The organism is Paucibacter sp. B51, from assembly GCF_027863535.1.
GTDB classification, from domain to species: domain Bacteria; phylum Pseudomonadota; class Gammaproteobacteria; order Burkholderiales; family Burkholderiaceae_C; genus Paucibacter_A; species Paucibacter_A aquatilis.
In genome coordinates this window covers 4,890,170-4,904,282 of record NZ_JAPIVN010000001.1, presented here as the reverse complement: position 1 = coordinate 4,904,282, position 14,113 = coordinate 4,890,170, and the positions used below count along the sequence as shown (strand labels likewise).

Sequence of the window (14,113 nt, the reverse complement as noted above, 5' to 3'; positions counted from 1 at the left end):
CCGCAAGAAACAAGTGTTAGATGGATCAGGCCGCGCGCTGCACTTCCGGCGACTGGCCGATGGCGGTCCAGGCGTCTCGTACCGGGGTGAGCAGGCGTTGGCACTCTTCGATCAGGGTTGCATCGCTGCGCAAATTGGCCTGAGTCAGGCGCATGCACAGGTAGGCGTAGAGGTCACCCAGGTCCTGGGCCAGCGGGCCGGCTTCCAGGTTCAGCGTGGCTTTGAGGCCCTCGTCCAGAATCCGAACCGCGCGGCACAGCGAGTTGTTCTTCAGCTCGGTGTTGTTGGTCTCGATGGCGACCAGGGCTTGATTCATGGCGGCAAAGATGCCGTCGAACAGCATGGCGACCAGACGGTGCGGGCTGGCGCTTTGAACATCGGTCTCCAGTCCGACCTTGCGGTACATCGAGGCGCGCTGTGTCCTGGATGCGAACGGAGAGGCTGCGTTGCCGTACATGGTGGGATTCTTTCCGGGGAAGCTCGTGTTGAATTGTTTTCGACCCCGGGGCGCTGAACTTGAGTGCTGGAAGACACCGCATCTGCCTGCAAACGCGGGCTTGAAGAAAGTGCGAATTTGTGCCGGCTGGACGGCGGCTGGCGCCGTGCTTTTGCATGCTTCACAAAGCAAACAAGCGGTGGCTTCTTGCGAAACCACCGCTTGCTCGGAGGGGATCAGACGCTGCAGCGCGCGTGCAGGGTCGAGGGGCCGCGGCCCTTACTTGTTCAGCAAGGCCATTTGCTGGCTGACATAGCTGGACAGGTTGTTGAGCTTGCCCATCTGCACATCGAGTGCGGTGTAGCGCGCGCGCAGCCGGGTCTCGGCCAGTGTGGCCTTTTCTTCCAGTTTGGTGCTTTGCAGAGCGTTGCCGTTGATGCGGTCCTGCAGGCCTTTTTGTCGCGTGCTCAGGCTGCCGTCAATGCCCAGGGCCTGGTCGGCGAACTTGCGCATGCGCTGCGCAATGCCGCTGTTCTCGGCGTTGCCGTTGTCCACGGCCATGAAGAGCTGCTTGAGGCTGTCCAGATCGGCCATGGATTTGTCCAGCTTGGTCGTGGTGACCTTGAGGCTGCCGTCGGCCACGGGGTCCAGGCCGATGTCGGCCAGGCGGCTGAACTTGCCACCCAGGGTGGTGGTGCCGCCGCTGACGCCACGCATGGCCGATTGCACACTCAGCACCGAGCCTTCGCCTTGCAGGGTGCCGGCGGTTTTGTTGGCTTGGTCGTACTTGGTCTGGTCCTTCACCAGGGCCGCCAGGCTGCTGTAGGCGGTGGCGAAATCCGTGACGGCTTTCTTGATGGCCTCTTTGTCCGCCGAGATGGTCAGGTTGACATCGGCGGTGGTGGGCTTGAGCAAGTTGATGGTCAGGCCGTCGATGGAGTCCTTGAGTGTGTTGGTTTCCGATTCAATGTCCAGCCCGTTGAGCTTGGCCAGGGCATTGCCGGCGGCCTGGTTCTGGGTGGCCTTGGAGGCGTCGGGCGTGCGCGGGTCGAAGGACAGGGCGTCCAGGCCCTGGCCGTCCAGCAGCCCATCGCCATCGATCACACCGATGCGAAAGCCATTGCTGGCGCCGGTTTCGGTGGATCGCATGACCAGACGGGAGCCGCCCTGATCGGTGACGATGGAGGCTGTGACGCCGGCCTTGGCGGCGTTGATCTTGTCGCGGATCTGGGCCAGGGTGTTGCCACCATCGCTGATGTCGATGGTCACCGCGGTGCTGCCGGCCTTGGGGTCAAAGCTGGTCTGGTCGGCATTCCATTTGCCGAGCTCGATGGTGATGCTGCCTTGGCCGATTGGCCCGGTGGCGGGCTGGTAGCTGGTGGAGACCGACTGCGCCGTGGCCAGCCGGCTGACTGAGACGGCCACATTGCCTGCAGCGGCGCCTGGGCCCGGGGTGACGCTGACGCTGCTGGCGTCGCTGGAGGTGCCCAGGCCCGCGCCCCAGGTGTCGGGGTTGGTCAGCTTGGCCGCGGCATCGCGCAAGGCCGAGAGGCTGCTTTGCACCTTGCCATAGGCCGAGAGCTGTGTTTTCAAGCCGTCGGTGGCGGTCTTCAAGGTGGCGATCGGCTTCCGTTCCACCGAGACCAGCTTGGTGATCAGTGACTCGATGTCGAGGCCGCTGCCAATGCCGGCGGAGGTGATGCTTGCCATGATGGGACTCCCTGTGGCGTGCGAAAGATCCGCGTCCGAGTCTTGTGGTCCAAACGGCGACAGATCGCGGGGTCGAGACAAAAAAGGCCGATACGCAAAGGCGGTATCGGCCGAAGGTGCTCAAAACTTGAGAGAAACCGTGCGCGCGCTCGTCGGCGCCAGGCCGGCGAGGCGGGGCCGATCAACCCTTCAGCAGACTCAGCACCTGCTGTGGCAGCTGGTTGGCCTGGGCCACCATGGCATTGCCAGCCTGTTGCAGGATCTGGGTGCGGCTGAGGTTGGAGGTTTCTGCCGCGTAGTCGGCATCCATGATGCGGCTGCGTGCGGCGCTTTGGTTTTCCACCGAAACCTGCAGGTTCGAGATCACGGCCTCGAAACGGTTCTGCGAGGCGCCCAGCGTGGCGCGCTGGCTGCTGACCGTGTTCAGGGCGATGTCGATGTTGTCGATGATGACCTTGATATCGGCTGTGGTCGAGGCATTGCCGATGGTGGCACCGGTGACTGCGGTGATGGTGGGGTCCACCGTCATGTCCGAGGTGGTCACCGTGATGGTGTCTTCCGCGCCGGTGTTGGGGCCGACCTGGAACTCCTGCGGGATCACCGCATCGGCGCCCAGGATCTTCTTGCCGTTGAAGGTGGTGCCCGCCAGCACGCGGCCGATTTCCAGAGCCAGCTCGCCGAATTCCTTGCCGATGGAATCCAGGTCGGTGGTGGTGTTGGTGGCGTTGCGGGACTGCACCGACAGCTCACGCATGCGTTGCAGCGTGTCGCCGACCTTGGACAGCGCGCCTTCAGCGGTCTGTGCCAGCGAGATGCCGTCGTTGGCATTGCGGATGGCGACGTTCATGCCTCGGACCTGGGCATGCATGCGCTCGGCAATCGCCAGGCCTGCCGCATCGTCCTTGGCGGAATTGACTCGCATACCCGAGGACAGGCGCTGCATGGACACCCCGAGGGAGCCCTGCGACATGTTCAGATTGCGCTGCGCGTTCAGCGAGGCAATATTGGTATTGATGGTTTGCGGCATTTGAGCACTCCTACAGAATCCGGTAACTCCCGGCCAGGCCGGCGCGTCAATCCAAGTGTGGGGAGCCGGCCGAGCCGGCGCCTTCGCTTGTCAACTCGCCCGGTCTGTTCAAGCTTGGGCCTGGTGGGGCCGGGGGCTTGGGTCCGGACGTCGGGTGATGCTTTCCATGTTTCAACCCGATGGCCAAATTCTTGAGCAGTCTGTCGTGCCTCGAAAGCAGGAAAAGGCCGTGAAACCACAGCCATAAAAAAGCTCCGCGCCCTGGAGCAAGCCAGGGTGGCGGAGCGAGCGGAGAGTCGTTTGTCGGGGCCGGCGAGCCGGCCTTCGGTGGCGTTTCAGCCGAGCGGCGGCTCAGCCGCCACGCAGCAGCGACAGCACTTGCTGCGGCATCTGGTTGGCCTGCGAGACCATCGCCGTGCCGGCCTGCTGCAGGATCTGCGCGCGGCTGAGGTTGGCGGTTTCCGAGGCGTAGTCGGCATCCATGATGCGGCTGCGCGAAGCGCTCTGGTTTTCCACCGACACCATCAGGTTGGAGATCACCGCTTCGAAGCGGTTCTGAGCCGCACCCAAGGTGGCTCGCGTCGAGCTGACCGTGTTGATGGCCGTGTCGATGTTGTCGATGGTGGTCTTCAGATCGGCCACGGTCTTGGTGTTGTCGATCGCGTCACCGGTGACTGCCGTGATGTCGGTATCGGTGGTCAGATTGGTGGTGGTCACCGTCACCATATCGTTCACCGTCGTGTTGGCGCCGATCTGGAAGTCATTGGCCTTCGCACCTGCGCCGAGGATGGCGGTGCCGTTGAAGGTGGTGCCGGCCAGCACGCGCTGGATTTCCGAGCCCAGCTCGGCGAACTCCTTGCCGATGGAATCCAGGTCCGTGGTGGTGTTGGTGGCATTGCGGGCCTGCACCGCCAGCTCACGCATGCGCTGCAGGGAGTCACCCACTTTGGACAGGGCCCCTTCAGCGGTCTGCGCCAGCGAGATGCCATCGTTGGCATTGCGCACGGCGACGTTCATGCCGCGCACCTGGGCTTGCATGCGCTCGGCGATCGCCAGGCCAGCGGCGTCATCCTTGGAGGAATTGACGCGCATGCCCGAAGACAGGCGTTGCATGGAGGTGGCCAGAGAGAGCTGTGTGGTTGACGCGTTACGTTGTGCGTTCAACGAGCCAATATTGGTGTTGATGATGGAGGGCATTTTCAATCCTTTCGGTGTTCAAGACATCCCGGAAACCCGGTCTATACGGTCGATAACTTGGCCGCTTGCAAAGCGGCTTTGCCAGCAGCCAGGCAGCCGGGGCCGCCTGTTCTGCACCGTCCGCGTCCTGCCTGGTGCGGCGCCTCGCATGAGGCGTCTGCACAGGGCCGGCTGACCGGACCACGGTGTCCCTTGTTTCCTCGGGCCCGTTGGGAAAGTTATCGAGCAATGTCTTGAATCCCTTGAAGATTTTTTCTTGCCTTTTTTTGAAAAACAGCCCTTAAAAAAGACGCTGCCCCGCCGAGAGGGCAGCGTCAAGGGGCTTGTGCTGGAGGGGTGAGGGTCGCCGTTTCTGTGACGACGGGCGTACTCAGGGCCAGCGAGGCTGGCCCGGGGTCATCGAAGAAGCGACAGGACTTGCTGCGGCATCTGATTTGCTTGCGCAATCATGGCCGTGCCCGCCTGCTGCAGGATCTGCGAGCGGCTCAGATTGGCGGTTTCCGTCGCGTAGTCGGCGTCCAGAATGCGGCTTCGCGAAGCGCTCTGGTTTTCCACCGAGACCATCAGATTGGAGATCACGGCGTCGAAGCGGTTCTGGGCCGCGCCCAAGGTGGCGCGCTCGGAGCTGACCGTGTTGATGGCCGTGTCGATGTTGTCGATCGTGGTCTTCAGGTCTGCAGCGGTTTTGGTGTTGTCGATCACATCGCTGGTGACGGCTGTGATGTCGGCGTTGCCACCCATATTGGTGGTGGTCACCGTGACCACGTCATTGGTTGTGGTGTTGGCGCCAATCTGGAAGGCCTTGGCCCCTGCGCCAGCACCGAGGATGGCCGTGCCATTGAAGGTGGTGCCGCCCAGCACCCGCTGGATTTCGGCGCCCAGTTCGGCGAACTCCTTGCCGATCGAGTCCAGGTCGGTGGTGGTGTTGGTGGCGTTACGGGCCTGCACACCCAGCTCGCGCATGCGTTGCAGAGAGTCGGCCACCTTGCCCAGCGCGCCTTCTGCGGTCTGCGCCAGCGAGATGCCGTCATTGGCATTGCGCACCGCGACGTTCATGCCGCGCACCTGGGCGCTCATGCGTTCCGCGATGGCCAGACCGGCGGCATCGTCCTTGGCAGAGTTGACACGCATGCCCGAAGACAAGCGCTGCATGGAGATGGAGAGAGAAGACTGTGACGTGGCAACGTTGCGTTGCGCGTTCAGAGAAGCAATATTGCTATTGATGATTGCGGGCATGATGCGCTCCTGTTTCAGCTACGAAGATTCCCGGCTCAGCGCCGACGTGTTGGCAAATGCCTTGCGGCATTTGTGACGTGGACGAAAGCCTTGTGACTCTTCCATCCACCCCGCCCGGCGCCAGTCAGCCTGTGAAGCCCTGCATTCCCTTGCGAGAGTGCTCAACCAGCGGCCTTGTTACCGGACCACGCGCCTGTTTCCAGACCCGTTGGAAGTGGTATCGGACAGCACCAGTCGGAACTTAAGTGCTGTTTGTCAAGAGGCTGGATCGCTCGATAAGCGGCTGGGTCCTGGTCTTGTTCTTCGGATCGCCTGGCGCCCCGAGCCTGCGGGCCCCGACGGCCGGATGCAGCGAGGGCTGAGAGAGCAGAGACAGGCGCAAACAACAAGTGAAGAGGGCCAGCGGCATGCGAGGGTGTCGTGCAGCTGTCGTGAGGCGCGTGTGCGAGCTGTGGCTGGGAAAGTCCTATTCTTCGTGGATGTGCTGAACTGGAGGCATGCATGGCCCCGGGGCCGCGTGGGCAGCGGCTGGATGGTCCATCAAACCGCCAAGTACCCGGGTTGATGCATGAACTGCAGGTCTCGGTCTTCGATTGCTTCATGCCATCACTTCACAAGGTCAGCTGAAACAGGAGCAGAGCGGGATGGCATCGCGGCCGGTCGAGAGGAGCAATCTCGAATTCGGCCTCGCTCTGACTTGTTTTCGGCGGCACCGGCTGCGCACAGGCTTGGAGTAAGGGCGCCAAGCCCGTGCTTTTCTCGCGAATCAGGCGTGCACGCCCACCTAAAGTCCACTCCATTGCGGTCGAAATGCGCGCCCCGCGCGTGCGCTTCCAAAGCCAGTACCAGCTCAAGGCCGCAGCACGCACAGCCCGACTGGCCACGGAATGACGTGGCCCGGGTCGGGTGGCTGGTCCGTGGTTTTTTGGATCGATCGGGAACGATGGTGCGCTGGACTCAGGCGCTGGCTGTGAATGGCATCAACACCTTTGGAGATTGAAATGCACACAACGACGCAAGCAAGCAAGAAGGCCGGCAAGCAAGGCCAGATCGAGTCGCAAGCCGCGCTCGCTCCGGCCCCGCAGGCGCAGCCGACCGAAATGGGCACCGAGGCGGCGCTTCTGCTGGCCCAGGCCCGCAATGCTGCCTTTGTCGAGGCCGCGCACGGCCGCTTGGGCCTGGGCATGTCCATGCTCAAGCAGGCGCTGGAGCAGACCCCGATGTCGCACGATCTGATGAGCGATCTGGCCGCCTTGCTGCTGAGCGCTGGCGAGCTGGCCCAGGCCGCGACCTACGCCAAGCGTGCGCTGGAATTGCATCCGCACCATGGCCCCAGCCTCTACACCCTGGGCTTCGCCTGCTCGGGCCTGGGCAAGACCCTGCAGGCCCAGAAGACCCTGCGCCATCTGCTGCGCCTGGAACCGCTGGCCATGGACAGCCTGTTGGACGAAGCCCCGGATCTGCTGCCGGTGGCCGAGGCCGAGCTGGCGCGTTTGAATTCCCTGCTCGGTCTGGGCGACTGAGCGTCGAGGATGACAGGGCGCGCGGCGTGACGCAGTTCACGCCCGCCCTGCGGGCCGGCCCTGGGACAGGGCAGCGCCCCGAAGCAGCAGGCACGTGCTGGACGCGCTTGTAAGAGTTTGCCTGACAAGGTTCTGGGAAGAACCGGGACTCAAGAGCTGGATTTGGGCTGATGTTGCGGGGCTGATCGGGTCTTCACAATTCGTTTCACGTTGAGACGAATCGCAAACAGACCGGAGTCAGACCATGAACGCAGACCAAATCCTCGCCGAGATCCGTGAAGCCAATCTGAACTACCTGATGCTGGCGCAGAACCTGATCCGCACGGACCGCGAGCAGGCGCTGTACCGCCTGGGCATCTCGGAAGACACGGCCACCCTGATCTCGACGCTGAGCCCGGCGCAGCTGATGAAGATCTCCTCGGGCAACACCTTGCTGTGCCGCTTCCGCATGGACGATGACCTGGTCTGGGGCCTGCTGACCAGCCACAGCAAGACGGCGGCCAACGACGGCGTCGGCCGCCTGCACGCCAGCATCCTGATGGCCGGCCGCCACCAAGAAGCCGCCTGAATGTAGACCCCCGGCTGCGCGGGACCGCGCAGCCACCCCCCGAGGGGGTTCGAATCAAGGCCGGGCAGGGCCCGCCGCTGATTCGCTCCGCGGGGCGCTTGGGAGCGGCCCGGCGCTGCCCCGCAAACACCAACACCAAATTTCGAGAGACTCCATCATGCGCAACAAGAGCATCCTGACCGAAGCCCGCCAGATCGAACGTGCGGTGACCCTGATCAATCTGGGTGCGCGCCTGCAAGTGCTGGAGTCGGAAACGGACCTGTCCTACGAGCGACTGCTGCGCCTGTACAAGGAAGTCTCGGGCAAGAGCCCCAGCAAGGGCCAGCTGCCGTTCTCGACCGACTGGTTCATGACCTGGCAGCCGAATATCCACGCCTCGCTGTTCCTGAACGTGCACGAGTACCTGAACAAGGTGTCGGAGCTGGATGAGATTGACGCGGTGATCAAGGCCTACCAGCTGTATCAAGAGCAGACGCAGGCGCAAGGCCTGGAGGCCATGTTGTCCATCACCCGCGCCTGGCGCCTGGTGAAGTTCATCGACAACGGCATGCTGACCATGACCAAGTGCTCGAGCTGCGGCGGCCACTTCGTGACCCACCCGCATGAGATTGCCCGTCACTATGTCTGCGGCATGTGCAACCCGCCGGCCCGTGCGGGCAAGGGCCGCGCCCAGGGCGCGATCCAGATGCACTGAGCCGCTCTGAGACCGAAGCCTCATGTACCGCGTCTGTCTGGTCGTCATCGCCCGCGATGAGGCGGCGACGATAGGCCGCCTGCTGGACAGCGTCCGGCCCTGGGTCGATGAGATGCTGGTGCTGGACACCGGCTCCAGCGACGCCACGCCGGCCCTGGCCCAGGCGGCAGGCGCGCGCGTGCAGCACTTTGCCTGGTGCGACGATTTTTCCGCGGCTCGCAACGCGGCACTGGACGCCGCGCAAGCGGGCGGGGCGGACTGGCATCTGGTGCTCGATGCCGATGAATGGCTGATCGCCGGTGGCCCGGCCCTGCAGGCTTTGCGCCATCAAGCCCCGGACCATGTCGCCAGCATCGAGCTGGTCGACCATTTTCACGATGGCGCGCAGCGCGAGGCGCACGCCCGGCTGAGCCGCGTCTTGCCGGCTGCCGTGCGCTATGCCGGCCGCATCCACGAGCAGCCCCAGCATCAGCTGCCGCTGCGCGCTCTGGCCGTGCAGATCGGCCACGATGGCTATCTGCCCGATCGTCTGCAGGCCAAGCGCGGCCGCAATGAAGCGCTGTTACGCCAGGAGCTGCAGCAGCGCCCGGATGATGCTTACCTTTGGTACCAGCTCGGCAAGGACCAGTCGGTCTACGAGGACTATGCGGCGGCCGAGACCAGCTTTGCCCAGGCGGCGGCCCTGGCGCCGACGCCGCCGGGTTGGTGGATGGACCTGGTCGCGCGGCGGTTGTTCGGCCTCAAGCAGCTCAAGCGCCACGATGCCGGCATGGATTTCGCACAGAGCCAACTGGACGTCTGCGCCGAGTCGCCCGACTTCTTTTTCGCCCTCGGCGACCTTTTGCTCGACTGTGCCGCCGATCTGCCCGAGCAGGCGCCGGCCTTGCTCCCCATGATCGAAGACGCCTGGCGGCGCTGCCTGGAGATCGGTGAGCGACCCGAGCTCAGTGGCGCGGTGGCCGGGCGCGGCAGCCATCTGGCCGCCCACAACCTGGCCCTGGTGCTGGATGGCACCGGCCGCCCGGACGAGGCCCAGGCCTTGCGGCAGCGCTTCGCCCTGGCCGCCTGAGGGCTCGCGAGCCGGCCTTCGAGCTCGCTCTGGATCTGCTGGGTGCGTCCGCAGCTTTTCTGGCGATGGCCGGATGGGCCTGCGGTATCCAATGCTCTGACGCGCACATCCGCGCGCGATTCACAGCGAAGAGCAGCCCCGGCATGAAAACACCCGCCCATCCCCAGGCCCGCCGCATCCAGGCGATGGCGCCGCGTTACATGCAGACATTTCGTTGTGTGGGGGCTGACTGTGTGGAAAGCTGCTGCGGAAGCTGGAGCATCGCCATCGATGAGCGCACCTACAAACGCTACCAAACCATCCGCATCGAGCCACTGGCGAGCCAGCTTCGGCACCATGTGCAGCGACATGCCGATCCTGCGTCGGCCCATGGCGCTTACGCCAGCATTTCGCTCAAGGTGGACGAAATGTGTCCCATGCTCGACAGCGACCGCCTCTGCAGCATCCAGAAGTCCTTGGGCGCCGAGGCCTTGTCCGGCACCTGCAACGACTACCCGCGCATGTATGTCCATGACGGCCAACATCTGGGCCTGTGTGCCAGCCTGAGCTGCCCCGAGGCTGCACGCCTTGCGCTCAGCGATGCCTCGGCCCTGGACATGAGCGAGATTTCGCTGGACATCAATCCCGAACTTGCCCCGGCCTTGCATCGCCGGCGCGACCCCTTCCCGTCGGCCGAAGAACCCGATCTGGTTCGCCGTCATGCGCCCATGCTGGCCACGCTCATGGATGCCCTGGTGCGTCTGGATTCGCTCACGGCAGAACAGGCCCTGGTGTATGGCGGTCTGCTCTGGCGCCGTATCGCGGCCCTGGGGGAGCCGGGCTCAGCCGCAGCGAGCGATGCGGCGCTGGAGCAGGTGCTTGATCAGTTCTTGCGCCCCGATTCCCTGTCGTGCGCGGCCGAGCTGGTGCAAGGACTGCCTGTGCCCAAGGAGGCTCAGTTCAGCCTCTTGCTGGGCGCCTGTCAGCGCTTCATGCGCGAGCATGGTGGAAGGGCTTCCTTCCGCGCCCTGATGGATGAGGTCAGCCAGGGCCTGCTGCTGGGCGAGTCCATGGAAGTGTGCCTGGCCCGTTACCAAGATGCCGATCAGCAGGTGCTGCGCCCCTTCCTGGCGCAGCATCCCCATTTGCTCAAGAACTACACGCTCAATGCCTTGCAGGCCGCGGTGTTCCCGCGTCGAGGCACGGCCGAGCTGCAGACGGAGTACATGGATCTGGCCGTTCGCCTTGCCTTGATTCGCTTCTACCTCGTCGGACTCGCGGCCCTGCGTGGCCCGGCTTTTGGGGTGAATGACGTCATCCGTGCGGTCTACGGTGTGGCCCGCAATATCGAGCACAACCGGCGTTTCATGCCGGGTGTGATGCAGCTTCTGCAGGAGCGCGGGGCCCTGCGCCTGGAAGTGCTGGCGACCCTGTTGCTCTGAGCCGTGCTCGCGCCAGGGCAGGGCGCCTGACAGCGCCAAGCTGCCGTCCGCCATGGGCAGGAAAAGCCAGATATTTCACGGTCTGCAGCGGGCTTGTAGGAAGTTGCCTGACAAGGTTCTGGGAAGAACCGGGACTCAAGAGCTGGATTTGGGCTGATGTTGCGGGGCTGATCGGGTCTTCACAATTCGTTTCACGTTGAGACGAATCGCAAACAGACCGGAGTCAGACCATGAATGCAGACCAAATCCTCGCCGAGATCCGTGAAGCCAATCTGAACTACCTGATGCTGGCGCAGAACCTGATCCGCACGGACCGCGAGCAGGCGCTGTACCGCCTGGGCATCTCGGAAGACACGGCCACCTTGATCTCGACGCTGAGCCCGGCGCAGCTGATGAAGATCTCCTCGGGCAACACCTTGCTGTGCCGCTTCCGCATGGACGATGACCTGGTCTGGGGCCTGCTGACCAGCCATAGCAAGACGGCGGCCAACGACGGCGTCGGCCGCCTGCACGCCAGCATCCTGATGGCCGGCCGCCACCAAGAAGCCGCCTGAATGTAGACCCCCGGCTGCGCGGGACCGCGCAGCCACCCCCCGAGGGGGTTCGGATCAAGGCCGGGCAGGGCCCGCCGCTGATTCGCTCCGCGGGGCCGCCCTTCCTTCAAGGAAATAGCGGCCCGGCGCTGCCCCGCAAACACCAACACCAAGTTTCGAGAGACTCCATCATGCGCAACAAGAGCATCCTGACCGAAGCCCGCCAGATCGAACGTGCGGTGACCCTGATCAATCTGGGTGCGCGCCTGCAAGTGCTGGAGTCGGAAACGGACCTGTCCTACGAGCGACTGCTGCGCCTGTACAAGGAAGTCTCGGGCAAGAGCCCCAGCAAGGGCCAGCTGCCGTTCTCGACCGACTGGTTCATGACCTGGCAGCCCAATATCCACGCCTCGCTGTTCCTGAACGTGCACGAGTACCTGAACAAGGTGTCGGAGCTGGACGAGATTGACGCGGTGATCAAGGCCTACCAGCTGTATCAAGAGCAGACGCAGGCGCAAGGCCTGGAGGCCATGTTGTCCATCACCCGCGCCTGGCGCCTGGTGAAGTTCATCGACAACGGCATGCTGACCATGACCAAGTGCTCGAGCTGCGGCGGCCACTTCGTGACCCACCCGCACGAGATTGCCCGTCACTATGTCTGCGGCATGTGCAACCCGCCGGCCCGTGCGGGCAAGGGCCGCGCCCAGGGCGCGATCCAGATGCACTGAGCTCTGCAAGCCCCAGCGCCTCGGTCGCTGGCCGTGCTCTGCTGAGTCCTTGCCGACGCTTTCCTCTTCAGCCTTCTTTTCCGCCCCTTCATGCCCTGGATGCGCTGGCCGTTGCCTGCCCTGCTCAGCTGGGGTGCTGCTTGGCTGCTGTTCATGCAGCTGCAGCGTGCGGGCTTTGCCGCGTGGCCGGCCTTGCTTGCCGCCGCGGCGCTGGGTGCCGGCCTGGCCTTCTTCCACAGCGCCCGTTGGCGGCGCCTGATGGTGGCCTTGGGCTTTCCTCTGTCAATTCTTCTGGCCGGCGGTGCGTCCGCTTGGCCGGCTTGGTCCTGGTTGCTGCCCCTGGTCTTGCTGCTGCTGGCTTACCCGCGTCGCAGCTGGGGTGATGCACCGCTCTTTCCAACCCCCGTGGGTGCCCTGAAGGACTTGCCGGCGCTGGCGCCCGTGGCGCCAGGCGAGGTGGTGCTGGATGCCGGATGTGGCCTCGGTCACGGCCTGCGTGAACTGCGTCGCTGTTACCCGCAGGTGCAGCTGCAGGGCATCGAATGGAGCCCCTTGTTGGCGCGCCTGGCCCGCTGGCTTTGCCCTTGGGCACGGGTCGAGCGTGGTGATATGTGGGCGCAGCCCTGGGCGCCGTTCGGCATGGTCTATGTGTTCCAGCGGCCGGAGTCCATGGCCCGGGTCTGGAGCAAGGCCCGTGCGGAGATGCGCCCGGGCAGCTGGCTGGTCAGCCTGGATTTCGAGATCGAAGGGCAGGGCGCCGTGGCCTGCCTGGAGCTGGGTGGCCGGCATCGGGTCTGGCTGTACCAGCTGCCAGGTGCGGTGCGCTGATGCTGTGGTTCTCGGTGAGGCACAGCTGCAGTTTGGGCGGTCAAAACCGGCCAGTTGCATGGAGTGCGCGAAGCAGGCCCCGGGCACACTCAAGCGCATCAAGCTCCGGCCGATAAGGACCGGAGAGCTTTCAAAGAAAACACCATGTTTGTCATCATCGGTTGGGCCGTTTCCATGGCTTGCATCTTCGGCGTCTACATTGCCCACGGCGGCAATATCGGCGTCATTTTGAAAGCCTTGCCGTTTGAAGTGACCACCATTCTGGGGGCCGCCATCGGCGCCTTCCTGGCCAACAACCAGATGAAGGTGGTCAAGGGCGCCGTGGCTGGATTGGGTCAGTGCTTCAAGGGCAGCAAGTTCAGCAAGGCCCGCTATATGGAGCTGCTGGCCCTGATGTACGACATCTTGCAAAAGGCCCGCAAGGAAGGGTTGATGTCGATCGAAAAAGACGTCGAAGACCCGCACAGCTCGCCGCTGTTCCAGAAATACCCCGTGGTCGGCAATGATCACCATGTCACCGAGTTCATTACCGATTACCTGCGCATGATGGTCTCGGGCAATCTCAATGCCCACGAGATCGAGTCGCTGATGGACGCCGAAATCGACACCCACCACGCCGAAGAGCATGCCGCCGTGGCCGCATTGCAGCGCATCGCGGGTGGCTTGCCGGCTTTCGGCATCGTGGCCGCCGTGCTGGGTGTGGTGAACACCATGGGCTCGGTGGGCCAGCCCCCGGCCGTGCTGGGCGGCATGATCGGCTCCGCTCTGGTCGGTACCTTCCTCGGCATTCTGATGGCCTATGGCTTTGCCGAGCCGCTCGCCGGCTTGCTGGAGCAGAAGGTCGAAGACGCAGGCAAAGAACTGCAATGCATCAAGACCACCTTGCTCGCCAGCATGCAGGGCTATGCCCCGCAGGTGGCCATCGAATTCGGCCGCAAGGTGCTGTACTCGGGCGACCGCCCAACCTTCGCCGAGCTTGAAGCTCATGTGAAGAAGAAGTGAGCACCATGACCCACAGCAAGCGCAGTCGTTTGTTCGAAGTGGTCAGGCCCGCCGCCGGGCCGCTCCCAAGGCGGGCCGCGCCCCCTCGGGGGGCAGGAGCCGTCATCGGCGAGGTGGGGGCTGTGCCCGCCGCCGGGCCGC

The 14,113-nt window shown here is 64.1% G+C and carries 15 protein-coding genes; 10 read left to right on the top strand and 5 right to left on the bottom strand.

Going from position 1 to position 14,113, the window contains the following annotated elements:
- Positions 1-25: 25 nt before the first annotated feature.
- The 5 genes from fliS to OOB33_RS20680 all read right to left on the bottom strand — a co-directional run bounded on the left by fliS (position 26) and on the right by OOB33_RS20680 (position 5,573).
- Positions 26-457: a flagellar export chaperone FliS gene (fliS, locus tag OOB33_RS20700; RefSeq protein ID WP_102769790.1), complete on the bottom strand. Its 432-nt coding sequence runs from the start codon at positions 455-457 to the stop codon at positions 26-28.
- Positions 458-715: 258 nt separating this feature from the next.
- On the bottom strand, positions 716-2,146 hold the full coding sequence (gene fliD, locus OOB33_RS20695) for a flagellar filament capping protein FliD (protein ID WP_271009975.1): 1,431 nt from the start codon (positions 2,144-2,146) through the stop codon (positions 716-718).
- 181 nt (positions 2,147-2,327) lie between these two features.
- Positions 2,328-3,173 (bottom strand): flagellin N-terminal helical domain-containing protein, encoded by an 846-nt coding sequence (locus tag OOB33_RS20690; protein WP_102769792.1) that lies wholly within the window; start codon positions 3,171-3,173, stop codon positions 2,328-2,330.
- Between the two features lie 351 nt (positions 3,174-3,524).
- Positions 3,525-4,370: a flagellin N-terminal helical domain-containing protein gene (locus tag OOB33_RS20685; RefSeq protein WP_102769793.1), complete on the bottom strand. Its 846-nt coding sequence runs from the start codon at positions 4,368-4,370 to the stop codon at positions 3,525-3,527.
- A 396-nt stretch (positions 4,371-4,766) separates the two neighbouring features.
- The gene (locus OOB33_RS20680) at positions 4,767-5,573 is read right to left on the bottom strand and encodes a flagellin N-terminal helical domain-containing protein (protein ID WP_271010093.1); all 807 of its coding nucleotides are present in this window, start codon (positions 5,571-5,573) and stop codon (positions 4,767-4,769) included.
- Here OOB33_RS20680 and OOB33_RS20675 point away from each other — a divergent pair.
- The 10 genes from OOB33_RS20675 to motA all read left to right on the top strand — a co-directional run bounded on the left by OOB33_RS20675 (position 5,500) and on the right by motA (position 13,972).
- Positions 5,500-5,682, top strand: a complete 183-nt coding sequence (locus OOB33_RS20675) for a hypothetical protein (protein ID WP_243392960.1) — start codon at positions 5,500-5,502, stop codon at positions 5,680-5,682. The two genes, OOB33_RS20680 and OOB33_RS20675, sit on opposite strands and share 74 nt — an antisense overlap.
- Before the next feature lie 925 nt (positions 5,683-6,607).
- Entirely contained in the window at positions 6,608-7,129 is a 522-nt protein-coding gene (locus tag OOB33_RS20670) for a tetratricopeptide repeat protein (protein ID WP_102769795.1), read from the top strand.
- Between the two features lie 244 nt (positions 7,130-7,373).
- Entirely contained in the window at positions 7,374-7,697 is a 324-nt protein-coding gene (flhD, locus tag OOB33_RS20665) for a flagellar transcriptional regulator FlhD (RefSeq protein ID WP_102769796.1), read from the top strand.
- 157 nt (positions 7,698-7,854) lie between these two features.
- On the top strand, positions 7,855-8,391 hold the full coding sequence (gene flhC, locus OOB33_RS20660; protein ID WP_102769797.1) for a flagellar transcriptional regulator FlhC: 537 nt from the start codon (positions 7,855-7,857) through the stop codon (positions 8,389-8,391).
- A gap of 22 nt (positions 8,392-8,413) precedes the next feature.
- Positions 8,414-9,460, top strand: a complete 1,047-nt coding sequence (locus tag OOB33_RS20655) for a glycosyltransferase (protein WP_271009974.1) — start codon at positions 8,414-8,416, stop codon at positions 9,458-9,460.
- Between the two features lie 143 nt (positions 9,461-9,603).
- A complete protein-coding gene (gene fliB / locus OOB33_RS20650; protein WP_271009973.1) occupies positions 9,604-10,881 on the top strand; it encodes a flagellin lysine-N-methylase in 1,278 nt (425 codons plus the stop codon).
- 230 nt (positions 10,882-11,111) lie between these two features.
- A complete protein-coding gene (gene flhD, locus OOB33_RS20645; RefSeq protein WP_102769796.1) occupies positions 11,112-11,435 on the top strand; it encodes a flagellar transcriptional regulator FlhD in 324 nt (107 codons plus the stop codon).
- Between the two features lie 170 nt (positions 11,436-11,605).
- Positions 11,606-12,142, top strand: coding sequence for a flagellar transcriptional regulator FlhC (flhC, locus tag OOB33_RS20640; RefSeq protein WP_102769797.1), 537 nt, complete (start codon positions 11,606-11,608; stop codon positions 12,140-12,142).
- A 90-nt stretch (positions 12,143-12,232) separates the two neighbouring features.
- Positions 12,233-12,970 carry a class I SAM-dependent methyltransferase gene (locus OOB33_RS20635; RefSeq protein ID WP_271009972.1) on the top strand — a complete coding sequence of 246 codons (738 nt, stop codon included), beginning with the start codon at positions 12,233-12,235 and terminating at the stop codon, positions 12,968-12,970.
- A gap of 144 nt (positions 12,971-13,114) precedes the next feature.
- Positions 13,115-13,972 carry a flagellar motor stator protein MotA gene (motA, locus tag OOB33_RS20630; RefSeq protein ID WP_102769801.1) on the top strand — a complete coding sequence of 286 codons (858 nt, stop codon included), beginning with the start codon at positions 13,115-13,117 and terminating at the stop codon, positions 13,970-13,972.
- Positions 13,973-14,113 lie beyond the last annotated feature (141 nt).

What these genes read in the sequence shown, in the direction of transcription:
- OOB33_RS20670 (WP_102769795.1), top strand. Translation starts at nt 6,608, where the DNA reads ATGCACACAACGACGCAAGCAAGCAAGAAGGCCGGCAAGCAAGGCCAG.
- OOB33_RS20685 (WP_102769793.1), bottom strand. Translation starts at nt 4,370, where the DNA reads ATGCCCTCCATCATCAACACCAATATTGGCTCGTTGAACGCACAACGT.
- flhD (WP_102769796.1), top strand. Translation starts at nt 11,112, where the DNA reads ATGAATGCAGACCAAATCCTCGCCGAGATCCGTGAAGCCAATCTGAAC.
- fliS (WP_102769790.1), bottom strand. Translation starts at nt 457, where the DNA reads ATGTACGGCAACGCAGCCTCTCCGTTCGCATCCAGGACACAGCGCGCC.
- motA (WP_102769801.1), top strand. Translation starts at nt 13,115, where the DNA reads ATGTTTGTCATCATCGGTTGGGCCGTTTCCATGGCTTGCATCTTCGGC.
- flhC (WP_102769797.1), top strand. Translation starts at nt 11,606, where the DNA reads ATGCGCAACAAGAGCATCCTGACCGAAGCCCGCCAGATCGAACGTGCG.
- fliD (WP_271009975.1), bottom strand. Translation starts at nt 2,146, where the DNA reads ATGGCAAGCATCACCTCCGCCGGCATTGGCAGCGGCCTCGACATCGAG.
- OOB33_RS20635 (WP_271009972.1), top strand. Translation starts at nt 12,233, where the DNA reads ATGCCCTGGATGCGCTGGCCGTTGCCTGCCCTGCTCAGCTGGGGTGCT.
- OOB33_RS20655 (WP_271009974.1), top strand. Translation starts at nt 8,414, where the DNA reads ATGTACCGCGTCTGTCTGGTCGTCATCGCCCGCGATGAGGCGGCGACG.
- OOB33_RS20690 (WP_102769792.1), bottom strand. Translation starts at nt 3,173, where the DNA reads ATGCCGCAAACCATCAATACCAATATTGCCTCGCTGAACGCGCAGCGC.
- flhC (WP_102769797.1), top strand. Translation starts at nt 7,855, where the DNA reads ATGCGCAACAAGAGCATCCTGACCGAAGCCCGCCAGATCGAACGTGCG.
- OOB33_RS20675 (WP_243392960.1), top strand. Translation starts at nt 5,500, where the DNA reads ATGCCCGAAGACAAGCGCTGCATGGAGATGGAGAGAGAAGACTGTGAC.
- fliB (WP_271009973.1), top strand. Translation starts at nt 9,604, where the DNA reads ATGAAAACACCCGCCCATCCCCAGGCCCGCCGCATCCAGGCGATGGCG.
- flhD (WP_102769796.1), top strand. Translation starts at nt 7,374, where the DNA reads ATGAACGCAGACCAAATCCTCGCCGAGATCCGTGAAGCCAATCTGAAC.